Raw genomic sequence first — 19,692 nt, 5'->3', positions numbered from 1 at the left:
CCGGGAGGGTCAGGACGACGCGAGCTGCGCCACGACCTTCTTCTTGTCGACCTTGCCCACCGCGGTCTTGGGCAGTGCCGGCATCGGCGCGAGCACGTCGGGGCGTGAGTGTGCGGAAACGCCCCGTTCATCGAGGAACTGGTTCAGCTCGGCGAGCGTGACCGCGCGTCCGCTGAAGACGACTGCAGCGCAGATCTTTTCGCCGAGGTAGTCGTCGGGTAACGCAACCGCGGCCGCGGCGTCGATCGCCGGATGTGCGAACAGGTGCTCCTCCAAGTCGGAAGCGGATACGGTTTCACCGCCGCGGTGAATGACATCCTTGATCCGCCCGGTGACCTCCACGTAGCCCGCCCTCGGGCCGTCGGTGAAGATGCGCACCCGATCCCCGGAGCGGTAGAAACCGTCGGGGCTGAACGACCGTGCGTTGGCCTCCTCGGCGCGGTAGTAGCCGTTGAGCGTGTAAGGGCCGCGCACCAGCAGCTCGCCCTCCTCGCCCGGGGCGACTTCGCGGCCCGCCTCATCGACCACTCGCATCTCGTCCAAGGGTGACATCGGCTTTCCCTGGGTGTTGACAACGACGTCGACAGGATCGCCGATGCGGGTGAAGTTGAGCATTCCTTCTGCCATGCCGAAGATCTGGGACAATCCGGGGGTCAACCCGTCGAGGATGTAGCGGGCCTCCTCGGGCGTCATCCGTGAGCCGCCGACCTGGACCACGCGCAGCGATGTCGGCAGCACAGGCTCCCACTCACACGCCTGCGTCCACACCTTGGCGAGTGCGTTGACGAGTCCGGTGACGGTGATCTTGTGTTGGTCGATCACCGCGAACGCCGACTCGGGGCTCGGATCGGCGGTGAACACCGACGTGGCCCCTACGGTCATCGAGCCCAGCAGGCCGGGGCAGCCCAGCGGAAAGTTGTGCCCCGCTGGCAGCGCGACGAGATACACGTCCTCGCCGGTCATCTCGTACGCTTGCGCGCACGCGGTCGCGTTGTAGACGTAGTCGTCGTGCGTGCGGGCGATCAGTTTCGGCAGGCCGGTCGTGCCACCCGACACCAGCAGCAGGGCGGGGTTACCCGGGTCGACCGGCGCCTGATCACGGATCGGACCGTCGAAATCGGCCAGCTCCGACCATGATTGGAACGGACCGGGGTCGCCATCCACGAACACGTGGGCCAGCCGGGGATGTTCGTTCACCAGGGCCTGGGCCAGTTCCCGGTAGTCGAAACCGGCGACCCGGTCGGCGACGACGAGGCCGACTGCACCGCTCACGCCGGCGAAGTGGCTGAGTTCGGCATGGCGATGACCCGGCAGACACATCACCGGGACGGCGCCCGCACGCAACAGACCGAACAACGCGACGGCGAACTCAGCCGAATTGGGCAGCTGCAGCATCACGCGGTCACCGGGGGCGATACCGCGTTCCGCCAGTGCCGACGCGACCCGATTGGCACGCGCGTCCAGTTCGGCGAAGGTATAGGTGGTGTCCGGATCGATCACCGCGGCGCGGTCCGGCCAGTTCGTCGCGGCATCGCTGAGGATCGAATCGAGCCGGCGGCCGGTCCAGAGCCCGGCGCGGCGGTACTCGTTCGCGCGGTCGGCGGGAAATGGGACGAAACCGGTGGTGAGATCGCTGTGCTGAGAGTCGAGACCGGTGCTCATTGTGGGTAGGACCCCTCCGGGTAGGTGTGTTCGGCACCTCGAATATAAGGTAGCCTCGCCGAGTTAGTTAGGGCAGCCTAATTTGGAGGAGAGCGTGGCTTTTGCGGGTGGGGCGACAGACAACAGAGGTGCCGCCGTTCACGCCATCCGGGAGGAAGTCGCCGAACTTCTCGGCGTGAACCCCGACGAGGTCGACCCCGAGGGCGACCTGATCGCGTCCGGGCTCGACTCGATCCGCATGATGTCGCTGTCGGGTCGCTGGCGTAAGCGGGGGATTCCGGTCAACTTCGCCGCGCTGGCGGAGAACCCGACGGTGGCAGCATGGTCGGCGCTGGTCGCGCAGCTCTCCGGTGATCCCGCCGAGGCCGCGGACACGGTCGTCGAGAGCGACGATGACGACGACGGTGTTTTCCCGCTCGCACCGATGCAGCACGCGATGTGGTTGGGCCGCAACGACGATCAGCAACTCGGCGGCGTCGCGGCACACCTTTACGTGGAGTTCGACGGCGCGGGCGTCGACCCGACCCGTCTGCGTGAGGCGGCAGCAAAACTTGTTGCACGCCATCCGATGTTGCGGGTGGAGATTCTGCCGGACGGTACCCAGCGGATCGGTGATCGCGGCCTTCCGGTCACGGTCCACGACCTGCGCGAGATGGACGCCGAAGGGGCTGAGCAGCGACTGGAGACCATTCGGCAGCAGAAGTCGCACCAGCTGCTCGACGGCGATGTGCTCGAACTGAGCCTGTCGTTGCGCCCGGACGGGCGGACGCGGCTGCACGTCGACATGGACATGAACGCGGCGGACGCGGTGAGTTACCGCAAGTTCATGGCCGACCTCGCGGTGTTCTACCGCGGCGGCGAACTGCCCGAGCTGGGCTACACGTACCGCCGATACCGTGCCGCGTTGACGGCGGCCGACCCCGGGCCCTCCGACGAGGACCGCCGGTGGTGGGCAGAGCGCCTGCCCGAACTCCCCGAATCGCCTGCGCTGCCGCTGGTTCCGCTCGCCGAGCAAGCCGACCCCCGCAGCAGCGTCCGACTTTGGCACATCTTCGATGTCGAGACGCGCGATGCACTCTTCGCCGCAGCACACCGTCGCGGGTTCACCCCCGCGATGGCCGTCGCGGCGTCGTACTCGAATGCGTTGGCGCGCTGGTCGAGCGGCTCACGGTTCCTGCTCAACCTGCCGATGTTCGGTAGGGAACCGTTCCACCCCGACGTCGAGAAACTGGTCGGCTGCTTCACCTCGTCACTGATGCTCGACATCGACCTGACGCGCACCAGCACACCCGCCGAGCGGACCCGTGCCGTGCAGGAGACGTTGCATAACACCGCTCGGCACTCGAGCTACTCGGGTCTGTCGGTGCTGCGCGACCTGGGACGCCACCGCGGCAACCAGACGCTCGCGCCGATCGTCTACACCAGCGCGCTCGGACTCGGCGATCTGTTCGCCGGTGAGGTCACCGAATTGTTCGGCGCTCCCGTATGGACCATTTCGCAAGGCCCGCAGGTGCTCATCGATGCGCAGGCGACGCCGCTGGCGACCGGTCTGATGATCAACTGGGACGTCCGCGTCGACGCGTTCCGTCCCGGTGTCGCCGACGCGATGTTCGCCTACCACCTGGCCGAGTTGACCAGGCTGGCCGCCGACGACGCGGCGTGGGACGCAAGCGATCCGCCCGCGGTGCCCGCGGCGCAACGAGCCGTCCGCGCCGCGGTGAACAGTGCGACCGCACCGCCGAGCGGGGAGACGATCCACCAAGGGTTCTTCCGCAATGCGGTGGCTGCGCCTGACGCGCCCGCGGTGTTCAGCGACGACGGCGACCTGACCTATGGCGCGGTACGCACCCGGGCGCTTGCGGTCACGGAAGCCCTACGCGGCAGTGGGGTTCGTCCCGGCGACCTGGTGGCGTTGATCGGTCCCAAGTGCGCCGAGCAGATTCCCGCGACGCTCGGAATTCTCGCCGCCGGTGCCGCCTACCTTCCGATCGGTGCCGATCAGCCGACCGACCGCACCGCCCGCATCCTGGAATCGAGCGGTGTGGCGGCCGTCCTGCTCTGTGGTGGTGCCGATCCGGTCGAGACCGCGGTGCCGGTGATCACCGCCGCGACGGCAATGCAACATGCCGTCGATGTTGAACCCACCCCGGTCGAACCGCACGACCTGGCCTACGTGTTGTTCACGTCGGGCTCGACCGGTGAGCCCAAGGGCGTAGAGCTGACACACGACGCGGTGATGAACACCATCGAATTCGTCAGCGGCCGCTACGAACTCGGTCCGTCCGACCGGAGTCTGGCTCTGGCGTCGCTGGAAGCCGACATGTCGGTGCTGGAGATCTTCGCGATCCTGCGGACCGGTGGTGCCGTCGTCGTGGTGGACGAGGCGCACCGTCGGGATCCCGACGTCTGGGCGGGGCTGATCCACAAGCATTCGGTGACGTTCCTCAACTGGATGCCGGGCTGGCTGGACATGCTCCTCGAGGTCGGCGGCGATCGGCTGGACACGCTGCGGGTGGTGTTGCTCGGAGGCGACTGGGTGCGGCCCGAACTCATTCGGGGACTCCGCAAGTCAGCGCCCACAGTGCGCGCCGCGGGGCTGGGCGGGGCGACCGAGACCGCGGTGCACGGCACGATCTGCGAGGTCGATGTTCCGCCGGCGCACTGGACCTCGATTCCTTACGGCATGCCGTTCCCGAACAACGTCTGCCGGGTGGCGGCCGCCGACGGATCGGACTGCCCGGACTGGGTACCGGGCGAACTGTGGTTCGCAGGGCGCGGCATCGCACGCGGGTATCGCGGGCGACCGGACCTGACGGCCGAGAAGTTCGTCGAATACGACGGTCGAACCTGGTACCGGACAGGTGATCTCGTCCGATACCAGCCTGACGGAACCTTGGAGTTCGTCGGCCGCATCGATCACCGGGTAAAGATCAGCGGTTACCGCATCGAGCTCGGCGAGGTGGAAGCGGCCCTCAAGCGGGTGCCGCACATCGACGCGGCGGTGGCCGACGTGATCCCGGGCGATCCGGATGTACTTGCCGCGCTGGTCCGTACCGACGACCCGAGTGTCGAATCGCACGCCGTCGCGGCCGCGCTGGCCGAGCTGGTTCCTGCGCACATGATTCCCAAGATCATCGTCGTGAGCGATCAAATCCCGTTCACGGTGAACGGCAAGCTCGACCGCAAGGCCGCCGCCCGGGTGTTGGCGCAAGCCGAACTGCCGGCCGCCAACGCTTTCCGCCCGGCATCCACGCCACTGGAGTCGGCGCTCGTCGCGATCGTCGGCGAGGTGCTCAACATCGCGGCCGACAAGATCGGCATCGATGACGACTTCTTCTCCCTCGGTGGCGATTCCGTGCTGGCTACCCAGGTGATCGCGCGGGTCCGGGACTGGCTCGATACGCCCACGGTGCTCGTCACGGACATGTTCGCGGCGCGATCGGTGTCGAAGTTGGCAGAACGACTCGTCAGTCGGGAACCGGATGCGGATCGGCTCAACATGGTCGCCGAGGTGTATCTGGAGGTGGCTGCGATGGACACCGCCGACGTACTCTCTGAATTGGCGGGCGGCTAGTTCACGGACGGCTCTGAATCCCCTGCGTCACAACAGTTTCAGAAGTCCGCGCTTTGGCGGAGACCCTTAGAGATCTCTTCGGATTATTTCTAGAGGTTTCTTAGGTTTCGAACGTATGTTCGAGTCATGAGTGCTCCACTGACTCAAACTTCTTGGCAGGGTCGCGTTGTGCATACGCGGCTGATGTTGAGGAGGTTGAGTGGGTCATGGTCAGATCGCGACGAACAAAGATTGCTGCCGAGGAGAAGACCCGGTTGGTGCTGGCTGTTCTAGCCGGTGAGATGACCTGTGCTGAGGCGGCCCGGCGGTGTGGGGTGGCCTCGACTCAGGTGACGAAGTGGAAGCATCAGTTCCTTGAGGCTGGGGCCCAACGCTTGCAGGAGGTGCCCAGCGGCGCCGCGCATGGCGCGGGTAGCCCTGAGCAGCGTCGGCTGCGGATGGAAAACGAGCAGCTCAAACTCGCGCTGGCCGAAGCCACGGTGCAGCTGCGGATCTGGCAGCGCGGTGCAGCTTTGGCCGATCAGGTCCTTCCAGGACCTCGAAACCCTAAGAGAAGCAGCAGGTCTGCCGGTTTCGAGGTTCGCGCCATTGGCCGGCATCGCCGAGCGGACCTATCGCCGCCGGCTGGCCCGACTGCGCGCTGGTGACCCGGCCAAGGGGCCTTGGCCGGCGCCGGTCGTCGACCGGATCGAAGCGATCGCGGCGAAGTACGCCGAGGCGTGGCCGGCCTGGGGCTACCGCAAGATCGCCGCACTGATGCGCGCTGATGGTCACGACGTAACCAACTCGTCGGTGCAACGCGCGCTGCGGCGGCGTGGCCTGCTGTTACCCCAGGGCTTTCGGGCCGATCGAAAGTCTTGGGCTGCGTTGCGCCGCCGGGTATTTCACGATCCGCCGACTGAGCGCAACCGGGTGTGGCAGACCGACTTCTCCGAGTTCGAGACCGCCCACGGCGGGATCTGGCGAATTAGTGCCGTCATCGACTACGTCACCAAATACTGCCTGGCCATCACCGTCACGCCCACCAGCCGCGGCCGCGACGCCGTGCACTGCATTCGGTTGGCCGTCGAGGAAGCCACCCGCATCTTGAACCTCACCGACCTGCGAGTCGACCGCGGCGAAATGGAGGTCCTTGACGCCGAGGACAACGTCATCGGCCACGCCCCTGCACCGATTGCGATCGTGTCCGACAACGGTCCCTGCTACCGGGGTAAAGACTTCCACACCCTGTTCACCGGCCATGATCCGCTCCTGCGCCACATCCGCACACGCATCAAATCACCACAAACCAACGGCGTCATCGAGCGATTCTTCGAAACCCTGAAATACGAGCATCTCTTCCGCGGCTACATCGGCGACGGCGACGCACTCGACATGGAAACCCATCGATTCCGCATCATCTACAACACCATCCGACCACACCAAGCCCTGGCCGACCGCACCCCAAAACAGGCCTACCTCGACAGCAAAACCCTGCCACCTTCTTGACTCAAGACAGTGCGGAGGCGCTGCGGGAAGCGATCGCAGCCCTGCGTGCCGCGCATGATCACTTGGCCGCGCTGCCCATCGACGTGCTGACGAAGTCCGAATTGGTTGATGCTCTTGATGAACTGGAGGCGCTGTCGTGTCAGTTGCCGACTCAGGGCCACCGGATGTTGGCCCGCGTGCAGATCGAGGCGACGGCCAAGGAGATGGGCGCGAAGTCCTGGCGTCAGGTGTTGGCGACGCGATGGCGCATCTCGACGTCGGAGGCGGGGCGTCGCCTCGATGAGGCGGCGCTGTTGGGACCGCGCCGCGCGTTGACCGGAGAGCCGCTGGACCCGGTGCTGCCCTGTGTTGCGCTCGCGCAGGCGCGCGGAATGATCAACGGCGAGCATGTCGAGGTGCTGCGGAAGGCGATGGACCGCATCCCGCCGGCGATCGACACTCTGACCCGCGCGCAGATCGAAGTCGATCTGGTCGGCCACGCGGTCGGATTGGGACCCAAGGAACTCAGGGATCAGGCCGAGCGCACCCTGTTCCTGCTGGACCAGGACGGTCCCGAACCCGACGATGCCGAACGCGCACGTCGCCGCGGCGTGTCAAAGGGCCCGCAGGGTTCGGACAAGATGAGCCCGTTGAGGGGCAATCTCACCCCGGAGTTGGCGGCCACGCTGGAGGCGATCTACGCCAAGTGGGCCGCGCCTGGGATGTGCAATCCCGATGATGAGAGCCCCTGCATCTCGGGCACTCCGAGCCAAGCCCAGATCGACAACGACCAGCGGACGCTTGCACAGCGCCAGCATGACGCGCTGCTGGCGGTGGGGCGCAGTGTGTTGGCCAGCGGGGTGCTGGGACAGCACAACGGGTTGCCGACCTCGATCATCATCCGCACCACCCTGCAGGATTTGGAGAGCCGCGCGGGGGTCGGCGTCAGCGGCGGCGGCACGGTGGTGCCGATCGGCGATGTGATCCGCATGGCCGCGCACGCCAATCAGTTTCTGGCGGTGTTCGACGAGGCGACTGGTTCGGCGTTGGATCTGTTTCGGGCTCGGCGGGTGGCGTCCCCGGCGCAGCGGCTGATGCTGATCGCCCGCGACGGGGGGTGCACGAAACCGGGGTGCACCGTCCCGGCGTATGGCAGCCAGGTTCATCACGCGGCCAAGGATTGGGCCGATGACGGGTTGACCAATGTCGATGAGCTCGGGTTGGCGTGCGGGCCGGATAACCGGATGGTCGGCGCGGGCGGGTGGACCACCCAGATGAACGAGGACCACGAGGTGCAATGGATCCCGCCCGCGCACTTGGACACCGGCCAAGCCCGCGTCAACGACTACCACCGCCCCGAACGGCTACGCCCACCCAGCGACGAACCCATCGAGGAACCGGCAATACGGGCCGATGACACACCCTCAGACGATGTCCCACCATTCGAAAACGCGCGATTCGACGACGAATGGCTCATCGGACCACCCGATTACGAACCGATCCTCAACCCGCACGAACCCGGCGGCCCAGAACCCAACGCCGCCTGAGGCGCTGGCGGGTGGCTAGTTCAGCGCGGCGGCCAGTCGGCGCCACTGATCGCGGGGGAATTCCCTGGGATCGGCGGTGAGCACCTGCACGCAGACATGGTCGGCACCCGCAGAGAGGTGCTCGTTCACCCGGCCGAGCACGGTCGCTTCGTCGCCCCACGCGATGATCGCGTCGAACAGCCGATCGCTGACCGACGCCAAGTCCTCCTGGGTGAAGCCGGAGCGCAGCAGGTTGTTGGCATAGTTCGGCAGCGCCAAATACGAACGCAGCCAATCCGTTCCAAGCGTCCGCGCCTCGTCCCTGTCTTCGCTGAGCAGCACCGTCTGCTCGGGCAGCAGCAGCGGGCCTTCGCCGAGATGCTCACGGGCGTAGCGGGTGTGGTCCGGCGTCACCAGATAGGGATGAGCGCCGCGGGCCCGTGTCGCAGACAGTTCGAGCATCTTCGGACCCAGCGCGGCGAGCACCCGGTTCGCGACGGGCACCGGGTTGTCGGTCGCGTCGATCGCATCCAGGTAGGCACGCGTCGCGGCGAGCGGCTTCTTGTAGAGGCCCGGTTCCTTGGAATCGATGAGTGGAGCGTGGCTCACGCCGATGCCGAGCAGAAAGCGTTCACCATGTTGAGCCGTCAACTCTGCATACCTGGTAGCCACGTCCGCGGGCTCGTGCATCCACAGATTCAGGATCCCGGTGGCGATCACGACGCTCTTGGTCGTCGCCAGCAGATTGCTCACTGAGTCGAGCACCGGACCGCCCACGTCCGGGATCCACAGCGCGGTGAACCCGAGCTCCTCGAGCTCGGCCGCGGCCTCGGCGGCCTCTCCGGCGTCGCCGTAGCGCAACTGAGAACTCCACACTCCGACGCCTGCCAGATCCATCCGTTGATCCTTTCCCGGGCAACTAGCCACTCACGCTACCGTCGGCGCCCGGCAACCCATCGTCGGGGGCCACGGACTCACGCCGACCGTGTCTGCCCAGGTGGCAAGCCATCCGAACGTGCGTGAACGTGGTCGAGCTCACCCGCTCGGACCCCGGACGTACGAGTCTCCGACACGCTCAATTAGGGTAACCTCACCAACTTAGGACAGCCTGCGCTAATTCATGCTGGGAGGGTTCGTGCGTTCTCGCTGCGGTGCTGCAGGCCGTCCCGAACGACCGACCGAAAACCATCGCCGAGCCGCCGATGATTGACGAACAGAGCCAGCTGACCTTCCAGCCCTGGATCAAACGATCCCCGGGTCGAAAGAGCGACGGCGCGACCGTGGTGTTTCCCCACGCGGGGGGCGCCGCCGCGGCCTACCGGGGCTTCGCCGCGGCGTTGGCTGCCGGCGGCGCCGACGTCTACGTCGTGCAGTACCCCCAGCGAGCGGACCGGCTCACTCACCCCGCCCCGGACACCGTCGAAGACTTGGCCGCGCAACTCTTCGACGCCGGCGAATGGACCCGACTCGGGCCGATGAAACTGTTCGGCCACTGCATGGGCGCCGTGATCGCGTTCGAGTTCGCTCGCGTCGCCGAAGCCAAGGGTGCCGACGTGAGCAGCCTCTGGGCGTCGGCGAGCCAGGCGCCCTGCACGATCGCCACCTCACCACGGCTACCCACCGCCGAGGCGGAGGTGATCGCGAACATGGTCGACCTGGGCGGCACCGATGAGCGGCTGCTCGCCGACGAGGACTTCGTCGACCTGCTCGTTCGCGCCGTGCGCGCCGACTACCTGGCGTTCAACCGTTACGCGTGCGGCGACGATGTCCAACTGCGCGCCGACATCCACACCATCGGCGGCCGCAACGACCACCGGGTGAACGAGGACATGCTGCGCCGTTGGACCACACACGCCGGCGGGGCGTTCACACTGTCGCTTTTCGATGGTGGGCACTTCTACATCAACGACCATCTCGACGCCGTTGCGGAGCTCGTCAATGACGTCTAGCGACGCGGACGCCGTCGTGATCGCCGGGATGGCGATTGAAGCGCCCGGCGGAATCGATACCGCGGACGCCTACTGGTCGTTGCTGTCCGAGCGACGCGAGGCGTTGAGCCCGTTTCCGCGGGACCGCGGCTGGTCAGTCCGCAAGGTGCTCGACGGGTCACACCGCGAGGGGTTCAAGCCGATCCACGATCTCGGCGGATTCCTCTCCGGTGGCGCGACTTTCGATGCGGAATTCTTCGGTATCTCGCCGCGCGAGGCCGTAGCGATGGACCCGCAGCAACGGGTCGCGTTGCGCGTGGCCTGGCGTGCACTAGAGAACACCGGGATCAACCCCGACGACCTCGTCGGTCACGATGTGGGCTGCTACATCGGTGCGTCGACAATGGGTTACGGTCCCGATCTCGCCGAGTTCACCAACCTCACGGGCCATTTGATGGCCGGTACCGCCCTCGGACCTGTTTCCGGGCGGATCGCCTACACGCTCGGGCTGGCCGGACCGGCGATGACGATCGATACCTCATGCTCCTCGACATTGACCGCAATTCATCTAGCCGCGCAGGCGATTCGGTCAGGGGATTGCGACATGGCGATCGCCGGCGGGGTCTGTGTGATGGGGTCACCGGGATTCTTCGTCGAGTTCTCCAAGCAGCACGCGCTGTCCGACGACGGTCGCTGCCGCCCGTACAGCGCGCACGCAAGCGGCACCGTATGGGCCGAAGGCGCGGCGATGTTCGTGCTGCAGCGACGTTCCGCCGCACTTCGCGATGGACACCACGTACTCGGCGAACTTCGAGCGACATGTCTCAACCAGGACGGTCGCTCCGTCGGGTTGACGGCGCCGAGCGGCCCCGCGCAGACGCGGCTGTTTCAACGTGCGCTGCGCCAAGCCGGAATCCGTGCCGAACAGGTCGGCATGGTCGAAGGTCACGGCACCGCAACCCGACTCGGCGACCGCACCGAACTCACCTCCTTGGCCCAGACCTACGGGGCCACCGAACCTGGCCGCGGCGCACTGCTCGGATCGGTGAAGTCGAACATCGGCCACACTCAGGCCGCTGCGGGCGGGCTCGGCCTGGCCAAAGTGCTCATCGCCGCTGCGCGCGAAGCCGTGCCCGCGAGCCTGCACACAGCCGAGGCAAGTCGCGAAATCGATTGGGAAAAGCAAGGTCTGCGGCTGGCAACCGAACTCACACCGTGGCCCGCGACGGATGGGCACCGGTTGGCCGCGGTGACGGCGTTCGGGATGAGCGGCACCAACGCGCACGTCATCGTCTCCGTACCGGAAGCCGCGTGATGCCCACCAACGGACTTCCCGACGGCCGCGAGCTCGTTGTCCTCAGTGCGCACGCCGAGGAACTTCTCACCACCGATGCCGACGCGATCCTTCGGTACCTGCGCCCCGGCACGGACGTCTCTGCCGTTGCGGCCACGCTCCTCCGCACGCGCAGGCTGCGGCGGCACCGCGCCGTCGTCCGCGCGGCGAGCATCGCTGAATTGGTCGAAGGCCTGCAGGCGCTCAGCGCCGGAAACGAACATCCGATGGTGGCGACATCGTCGGAAACAAGCACCGGTAAAACGGTTTTCGTCTTTCCCGGCCAGGGCAACCAATGGCCGTCGATGGGAGCCGATGCTTACGATCGGTCACCGGTGTACCGCGCCCAGGTAGATGAATGCGTGGCGGCGTTCGCCGCCGCCGGCCACGTTTCGCCGCTGCCGTACCTCACCGCGCACACCGGTGGTGGCGACTGGTCGCAGGTCGAGATCCAGGGCGCGCAGTTCGTCCACGCCGTGTGTGTGGCTCATATCTGGCAATCCTGCGGGGTGACACCCGACATCACTGTCGGCCACAGCCTGGGTGAAGTGGCAGCGGCATACGTCGCCGGTCGAATAACACTCACCGATGCGGTCGCCGTGGTCATCGCGCGTGCGAAAGCGGTCGACCGCCTGCAGGGCGACTATCGCATGGCCGCGCTGGGCATTTCGGTCGGGGAGGCCGAGCACCTGATCGCCACCGTCGAAGGCTGGCTCGAGGTGTCGGCGGTCAACTCGAAGTCGTCGGTCGTCGTCTCGGGCCAGCGCGATGCCGTCACCGCTCTGGTGGCCACCGCATCGGATCGGGGTCTGTTCGCCCGCGAGCTCGGCGTGAATTATCCAGGCCACACCACCGCGCTGGAGGCGCTGCACGACGACCTGTCGGCCCTCTTGCCCAAGGGTCAGTTCGGCCCTGCACCAGTGCAATTCATCGGGTCGGTCACCGGTCAAGCCGTGCCGGCAGGGACCGGTTTCGCGCACTACTGGTACCGCAATCTGCGCGATACGGTGCGTTTCGACCGCGCCGTCGACGCGGCTCGCAGACAGGGCGGAGCCCGGTTCATCGAGATGTCGGCGCACGCGTCGCTGCTGTTCGCGTTGGAAGATCTGACCGGCGACGGGCCTGAGCCCCCGCTCATCGTCGGATCTGGTCGACGCGACGAACCGCTCATCGACACTTTGTCGGCCGGCATCGCCGCCGTCGCGGTCGCCGATCCGGGGTTCGGATGGTCCGTCTTGGCCGACACGGGGATGCCAGTGCTCCAGGGCTTTCCCAATGCGCCGATGCGTGAGGTACACGTATGGGCCGAACCCGAACCGCTGGCACCCGTGTTCGGGTTGACCGTTTCGAGTGAGAAGTGGAAGCAGAGCGCCGTATTCGCCACAACGGGTGCGCACCGGCGAATCGCAGTCGTCGACCTGGTGGGTCCGGGCAGTTCGCTGTCGGCGCAATTGAGGACCGCCATCGCGCGGCACGGCGACGCGGAACCAGCCCAGCCGGGCGAGGCCGACCTCGTCCTCGCGATCGCCCCGCTGCTCGACCACCCCGACGCCGAGGTCGCCGCTGCGCAGATCGCACGAATCGTGGGCGAGGGTCTGTTCGACTATGCCGATGCCGGGGGATCGGCCTGCCGCGACCTATGCCTTGTGACGGTCGGCGGCGAACACGTACTTCTCGATGAGCCCGTTGCGCTACCGGCGCAGGCGGCACTGGCCGCGATGCACCGCAGCATCGGTTACGAACGACCCGACCAAGCGTTCCGCCATCTGGATCTGCCGTCCTGGGAGATCGACGACGCCACCGCGACGGTGGTCATCGACGCCGCGCGTGGCCGTGTGCACGAGGGAGCGGTCCGCGACAGCGCCTCCGGCCCTGCCCTTTTCGTCCGCACGCTATCCGAGTCCGATGCTCCCGCCCTGGACTGGAAGCTCGACGACGGACTGCTGGACAACGTGGTGATCACCGGTGGAACCGGGGCGGTCGGACTGCACTTCGCGCGGTATCTCGCAGAGCAGGGCGCTCGCCGCATCGTGCTGCTCAGCCGAACGGGCGTCGACGCGGCGATCGTGGCCGAACTGACGGGTGTCGCTGGCTTCGCCGGTGTCGAGATCGTCGCCCCTCCGTGTGATCTGCGCTCCGCCGAGCAGGTCTCGGCCGTCGCGCGGGATCACGGCGCCACAGGGGCGTCGCTCCTCATCCACGCGGCGGGGGCTGCGAGCTTCGACGACTTCGCAGATATCTCCTCGGAGTCCTTCTCCGATACCGCGGCGGCGAAGATCGGCGGCTTCGCGCGCATGACCGATTTGTGGCCACTGCGTTCTGATACGCGAATCCTGGTGTGCTCCTCGGTGTCCGGTGTGTGGGGCGGCCGCGGCCACGCAGCGTACTCGGCTGCCAACCGGATGCTCGACGTGATGGCTGGTCAGCTGCGGGCCAAGGGCCAGCATTGCGTCGCCCTCCGATACGGGCTATGGCGCACGGATCCTGGCCGCGACAGCGGTATCACGGCTCGTGCCGGCGTGAGCGCCATCGAGCGCTCGGGACTGCTGCCGATGGCGCCCGGGTCTGCAGTCGCCGCCAGCCTGCGTGAGCACGAATCCGATCCGATGATCATGGCCGCCGACCCCGACCGGCTGCGAAAGTTCCTCGACAGCCAGACCGTCGAGCAATCCGGCGCGGCGGCCCCCTCGGCCAGCACCCGCAGCGGCGAAGGGCCGACCAGAGTCATCGCCGAAGTTGCTTCGGTGCTCGGCATCGACGCCGCGACGATCGACCGACAGACATCGCTGCTCGACCTCGGCTTGGATTCACTGCTCGCCCTTGATCTGCGCAAGCGGTTGCGGCGGGTGACCGGTGCATCGGTGCCGCTGGGCGCCCTGCTCGGTGGCATCACCAGCGCTGAACTCATCGCCGACCTCGACACCCGATTACAGAAGGTGGAAACGACGCGTGACTGACATCGCCGATATTCGCGAACACGCCGATGAGCGCCGGCTGGAGCTGTTGCGGCGCAGGCTTTCCGAGAAGGGCCTTCGGTCGGATGAGCAGACGCCCGTCGAGCCGACGAACACCGAACTGTCTGACGGGCAGCGTCGCATGTGGTTCGTTCAGATGGCCGACCCCACCGGCGCGATCCTCAACATCTGCCTGTCCTATCGGATCAGGGGGGCGCTGGACGTCGCGCGGCTCCGCGACAGCGTGAACGCGGTGGCCGCGCGGCATGTGCTGCTGCGCACCACGTACAGCGCGGATTCGGACGGCGAGCCGCAGCCGACCGTCCATGACGACCTGATGCCGGGCTGGTCGGCGCACGACCTGTCCGAGCTGTCCGAGCACTCCAGCAGATTGCGGCTGGAAGTGCTGGCGCAGCGTGAATTCGGCGCACCCTTCGACCTGAGTTCGGATTCGCCGCTGCGCCTGACCGTCGTGCGTACCGGTGCCGACGAACACGTCATGCTGCTCGTCGCGCACCACATCGCCTGGGACGACGGCTGCTGGCAGGTGTTCTTCGCCGACCTCACCCGCGCCTACCGCGGTGAGCAGCTCGGCGCGCCGACTCCGATCCCAACGCCGGTGTCGGGTGCCGTCGACGGCGATCTCGAGTACTGGCGCAACGTGATGGCCAATCCGCCGGAACCGCTGGAGTTGCCCGGCCCCAACGGATCTGCGATCCCGACGAACTACCGTTCGCAGCGCACCACGCTGCGGCTGCCCGACGCGACGGTGGAGCGCGTGGCCGCCGTGGCCAAGGAGTCCGGTGCCACCCCGTACATGGTGCTGCTGGCCGCATTCGGTGTGCTGATCCAGCGCTACACCCACTCCGACGACTTCCTCGTCGCCGCGCCGGTGCTCAACAGGACCGCCGACCTCGACGACGTCATCGGGTACTACGGCAACACGGTCGCGATGCGGCTGCGTCCACAGCGGGGTCAGACATTCCGTGAGGCGATTGCCGACGCCCGCGACACCGCAGTCGGTGCCTTCGCTCATCAGGGGGTCAACCTGGACCGAGTGGTCGCCGAGATCAACCCCGACCGCAGTCACGGTGTGGAGCGCATGACGCGGGTTACGTTCGGGGCGCGTGGCGCCGACGATCACGGCTTCAATCCCGACGGAATCACCTGTGAGCGAGCCGAGTTGCGCGGCCAGTTCACCCAGCTGCCGTTCGGTTTCATGGTCGAGTTCGACGGTGCGGGTATCGAGATCGAGGCCGAATATCTCGTCGAGGTTCTCGACGGCGGACTGGCCCGGCAGCTGCTCGAGCACTACGTGGTGCTGCTCGACAGCGCGCTGGCCGACCCCGGGACGCCGATCAGCGATCTCGACCTGATGGGACCCGCCTACGCCGACTGGCTGCGGAAGGTCTCAGCCGGTGAGGAATACGACACCCCGGCGACGACATTGGCCGCGTTGGTGGAGGCGCAGTCCGCCCGGACACCGGATGCGACCGCCGTGGTCTTCGAGGGACGCCATTACACCTATCGCGAGATCAACGAATCGGCGAACCGATTCGCACACTGGTTGATCAAACAGGGAATCGGCACCGAGGATCGTGTCGCCGTGCTGCTGGACCGTTCCCCAGAACTGGTGATCACCGCCCTGGGGTTGATCAAGGCCGGCGCGGTCTACCTACCCGTCGATCCGACCTATCCCGAGGATCGGTTGAACTTCATCCTGTCCGACTCCGATCCCAAACTCGTACTGCGCGAGGCTGTCGGCGGGCTCGACGGCTATCCCGCGTCGAACCCCACCGACGCCGATCGGGTCCGTCCGCTCGGACCCGAGAGCACCGCCTACCTGATCTACACGTCGGGCTCCACCGGGCTGCCCAAGGGTGTCCCCGTCCCGCACCGGCCGGTCGCCGAATACTTCGTCTGGTTCAAGGGTGACTACCAAATCGACGAGCGTGAGCGGCTGCTACAGGTCGCCTCGCCGAGCTTCGACGTGTCCATCGGCGAGATCTTCGGCATGCTGGCATGCGGTGGACGACTGGTGATTCCGCGTCCGGACGGTCTCCGCGACGTCGGCTATCTCACCGATCTGCTGCACGACGAAGCCATCACGTCGATGCACCTCGTCCCGTCGCTGCTGGGCTTGTTGATGTCGCTGCCGGGCGTGAACCAGTGGCGCACCCTGCAACGGGTGCCGATCGGCGGCGAAGCGCTCCCCGGTGAGCTCGCCGACAAATTCCACGGCACCTTCGACGCGCTGCTGCACAACTTCTACGGCCCCACCGAGACGGTGATCAACGCCAGCCGTTACAAGGTGGAGGGCAAGCAGGGCACGCGCATCGTGCCGATCGGCACGCCGAAGATCAACACCCAGATTCACCTGCTCGACGATGCGCTGAAGCCGGTCCCGGCCGGCGTCATCGGCGAGATCTACATCGGCGGAACGCATGTGGCGCGGGGTTATCACCAGCGGCCCGGGCTGACCGCCGAACGGTTCATCGCCGACCCGTTCACCCCCGGCGCCAGGCTGTACCGGTCCGGCGACCTGGCCCGCCGCAACGCCGACGGGGACATCGAATTCGTCGGCAGGGCAGACGAACAGGTGAAGATCCGCGGCTTCCGGATCGAACTCGGAGAGGTCGCCGCCGCGATCTCCGTCGACCCCAGCGTGGGTCAGGCGGTGGTCGTGGTCAGTGAGCTGCCGAACCTCGGTAGAAGCCTCGTCGGGTACCTCACGCCCGCCGACACATCCCCCGGAGCCGCCGACGACGTCGACATCGAGCGTATCCGCGCTCGGGTCGCGGCGGCACTGCCGGACTACATGACGCCGGCGGCCTACGTGGTGATCGACGAAATCCCGATCACCGCGCACGGCAAGATCGACCGCGCCGCGCTCCCGGAACCCGACGTGGACTCCTGGGCCGGCGCGGCGGCCGAATACCGCGAACCCGCCGAGGGGACGCAGCGGCGCGTCGCCGGCCTGTACGCCGAACTGCTCGGCCGCGACCGGATCGGTGCCGACGACTCGTTCTTCGACCTCGGCGGTCACTCGCTGCTCGCCACGAAACTGGTTGCCGCGGTGCGGTCGCAGTGCCACGCGGACATCGGCGTCCGCGAGGTCTTCGAACTCGGCACGGTCGCGAAGCTGGCCGAGCGCATCGACTCGATGTCGGCATCCGACTCGCGGCGCCCGCGGATCGCCGCGCTCCCACACGACGGGCCGATGCAGATGTCGGCCTCGCAGCTGCGGATGTGGTTCCAGTACCGCATCGACGGTCCCAACCCCGTCAACAACATCCCGTTCGCCGCGCGGCTCACCGGGCCGTGCGACGCCGATGCGTTCGTCCACGCGGTCCGCGACGTCGTCGCCCGGCACGAGGTCCTGCGTACCACCTACCGCGAAATCGACGGCGTGCCTTACCAGATCGTGAACGCCGCCGAAGAGGACTCGGTCTCGGTGCGGCGGGCCCGCGGTGACGACGAGGCATGGCTGGACGCCGAACTCGACCGCGAGCGGCGGCACATATTCGACCTCGAGGGCGCGCTGCCGGTCCGCGCGGCCGTGCTGTCGACACCCGATGCGCATGTGGTGTCGCTCGTGGTGCATCACATCGCGGCGGACCACTGGTCGGCCATGGTGTTGTTCAACGATCTGCTCGCCGCCTACCGGTCCCGCCGCGCCGGTGAGGCGCCGACCTTCGCGCCGCTGAACATCCAGTACGCGGACTACGCGGCGTGGCAGGCGGCACTGCTGGCCGACACCGGCGGACCCGTTGTGGCGCAACGTGACTACTGGCGCGGACGGCTGGAAGGTCTGCCCGAGGATCCGGGGCTGACCCCCGACCTCGAGCGCCCGCCGGTGCTCAGTGGTGAGGGCGATGCCGTCGAGTTCGGCATCGACGGCGCGATCCGCGCGCAGCTGACCGAACTGAGCCAGCAGGTCGGCGTCACCGAGTTCATGCTGCTGCAGCTGGCAGTCGCCGTGGCACTGCACAAAGCTGGTGAGGGCAACGACATTCCGCTGGGCACTCCGGTGGCCGGCCGCACCGAGGCCGAGCTCGATCACCTGGTCGGGTTCTTCATCAACATCGTCGTGCTGCGCAACGATCTGACCGGCAACCCGACACTGCGCGAACTGCTGCGGCAGGCCCGCGACACCGCGCTGGGCGCCTACGCCCACCAGGACCTGCCCTTCGACCAGGTGGTCGACGCAGTCCGGCCGGCGCGGTCGCTCTCTCGCAACCCGCTTTTCGGTGTCGTGGTGCACGTGCGCGAGGCCCTGCCCGCCGGGCAGGTCGTGGAGTCCTCGGCCGAGGGTGACACCGTGTTCACTGCGCTGGAGCCGCCGTTCGATGTCGCGCACGCCGACCTGTCGGTCAACTTCTTCGCCGCCGCTAAAGTTGCCGGCTCAGCCGGCGGTGCTCGGATTGCCGGCTCAGCCGGCGGTGCTCGGATTGCCGGCTCAGCCGGCGGTGCTCGGATTGCCGGCTCAGCCGGCGGTGACGGCGGTTATCGAGGGCACGTCATCTACCGCACCGACCTGTACCGGCGCACGACCGCGGAACGGTTGGTCCGCTGGCTCGGCCGTGTGCTGGCCGCGTTCGCCGACGATCCCGATCAGCGGCTGCGCGACATCCAGATCGCCGATCGCGAGGAACGTCAGCGGGTGTACGGGTTCAGCGCCGCGGCGGGCGTCAGCGTGCTCGACCAGTGGCGGGATCCCGTGGCAGTCGGTGTCATCGGCGACGTATACGACCACCACATCGACGAACAGGGCGCACACCTGCGACCTACAGGGAAGCGCGCGCGCTGGTCCGACAGTGGCGAGGTTGAGTACATCGAAGCCGCCATGCCGACGGCGCCGGCAGGTCCGGCTGGGCCGTTTGAGGCCGCCCGCACCGAAACTGAACGCGTCCTCGCCGCATTGCTCGCCGATGTACTCGAACTGCCCGACGTCGGTCGCAACGACGACTTCTTCAGCCTCGGCGGCGACAGCATCCTCGCGGTGCAGGTGGCCGCGAGGGCGCGCGATGCGGGATTGGCGCTGACCGCGCGAATGGTGTTCGAGCATCCTGCGATCCGGGAACTGGCGGCCACCATCGATGCGGGGGGCAGTGCGCCAGAAACCGCCGCTATCCGCCACGAGCCGATGGCCGCCTCGGGCCTGTCGCCCGACGAATTGGCGGCGGTGACATCGATGTTCCACTCGTCCCGCGACGGTGCGCAGTGACCCAAACCAGCACCAAGACCG

The 19,692-nt window shown here is 67.2% G+C and carries 10 protein-coding genes; 8 read left to right on the top strand and 2 right to left on the bottom strand.

Annotated features, from left to right (window positions below):
• Window positions 1-9: 9 nt before the first annotated feature.
• Complete coding sequence (locus G6N42_RS11095; RefSeq protein WP_163729601.1) at window positions 10-1,662, bottom strand: (2,3-dihydroxybenzoyl)adenylate synthase; 1,653 nt, start codon at window positions 1,660-1,662, stop codon at window positions 10-12.
• A gap of 94 nt (window positions 1,663-1,756) precedes the next feature.
• On the opposite strand from G6N42_RS11095, the gene G6N42_RS11090 reads away from it, so the two are divergent.
• The 4 genes from G6N42_RS11090 to G6N42_RS11075 all read left to right on the top strand — a co-directional run bounded on the left by G6N42_RS11090 (window position 1,757) and on the right by G6N42_RS11075 (window position 8,250).
• The gene (locus tag G6N42_RS11090; RefSeq protein WP_286201641.1) at window positions 1,757-5,236 is read left to right on the top strand and encodes a non-ribosomal peptide synthetase; all 3,480 of its coding nucleotides are present in this window, start codon (window positions 1,757-1,759) and stop codon (window positions 5,234-5,236) included.
• A gap of 206 nt (window positions 5,237-5,442) precedes the next feature.
• The gene (locus G6N42_RS31565; protein ID WP_197905532.1) at window positions 5,443-5,883 is read left to right on the top strand and encodes a helix-turn-helix domain-containing protein; all 441 of its coding nucleotides are present in this window, start codon (window positions 5,443-5,445) and stop codon (window positions 5,881-5,883) included.
• Window positions 5,825-6,724, top strand: coding sequence for an integrase core domain-containing protein (locus tag G6N42_RS11080; RefSeq protein ID WP_163729599.1), 900 nt, complete (start codon window positions 5,825-5,827; stop codon window positions 6,722-6,724). Before G6N42_RS31565 ends, G6N42_RS11080 begins: the two co-directional genes overlap by 59 nt.
• On the top strand, window positions 6,721-8,250 hold the full coding sequence (locus tag G6N42_RS11075) for an HNH endonuclease signature motif containing protein (protein ID WP_163729597.1): 1,530 nt from the start codon (window positions 6,721-6,723) through the stop codon (window positions 8,248-8,250). Before G6N42_RS11080 ends, G6N42_RS11075 begins: the two co-directional genes overlap by 4 nt.
• Before the next feature lie 15 nt (window positions 8,251-8,265).
• Here G6N42_RS11075 and G6N42_RS11070 read toward each other — a convergent pair whose 3' ends face one another.
• A complete protein-coding gene (locus G6N42_RS11070; protein WP_163729595.1) occupies window positions 8,266-9,126 on the bottom strand; it encodes an LLM class F420-dependent oxidoreductase in 861 nt (286 codons plus the stop codon).
• Between the two features lie 305 nt (window positions 9,127-9,431).
• Here G6N42_RS11070 and G6N42_RS11065 point away from each other — a divergent pair, with 305 nt between their 5' ends.
• Genes G6N42_RS11065 through G6N42_RS11050 form a run of 4 tightly spaced genes read left to right on the top strand, consistent with a single transcriptional unit; the run spans window position 9,432 to window position 19,671 of the window.
• Window positions 9,432-10,178, top strand: coding sequence for a thioesterase II family protein (locus G6N42_RS11065; protein ID WP_163729593.1), 747 nt, complete (start codon window positions 9,432-9,434; stop codon window positions 10,176-10,178).
• Entirely contained in the window at window positions 10,168-11,472 is a 1,305-nt protein-coding gene (locus G6N42_RS11060) for a beta-ketoacyl [acyl carrier protein] synthase domain-containing protein (RefSeq protein ID WP_163729591.1), read from the top strand. Before G6N42_RS11065 ends, G6N42_RS11060 begins: the two co-directional genes overlap by 11 nt.
• A complete protein-coding gene (mbtD, locus tag G6N42_RS11055) occupies window positions 11,472-14,447 on the top strand; it encodes a mycobactin polyketide synthase MbtD (RefSeq protein WP_163729588.1) in 2,976 nt (991 codons plus the stop codon). The genes G6N42_RS11060 and mbtD overlap by 1 nt, the downstream gene beginning before the upstream one ends.
• Window positions 14,440-19,671, top strand: a complete 5,232-nt coding sequence (locus G6N42_RS11050; RefSeq protein WP_163729586.1) for a non-ribosomal peptide synthetase — start codon at window positions 14,440-14,442, stop codon at window positions 19,669-19,671. The genes mbtD and G6N42_RS11050 overlap by 8 nt, the downstream gene beginning before the upstream one ends.
• Window positions 19,672-19,692: the final 21 nt, after the last annotated feature.

Source organism: Mycobacterium gallinarum (assembly GCF_010726765.1).
In the GTDB taxonomy this organism is placed as follows: Bacteria; Actinomycetota; Actinomycetes; order Mycobacteriales; family Mycobacteriaceae; genus Mycobacterium; species Mycobacterium gallinarum.
The sequence above is the reverse complement of the archived record's forward strand: the minus strand, read 5'-3'. Positions and strand labels throughout refer to the sequence as shown.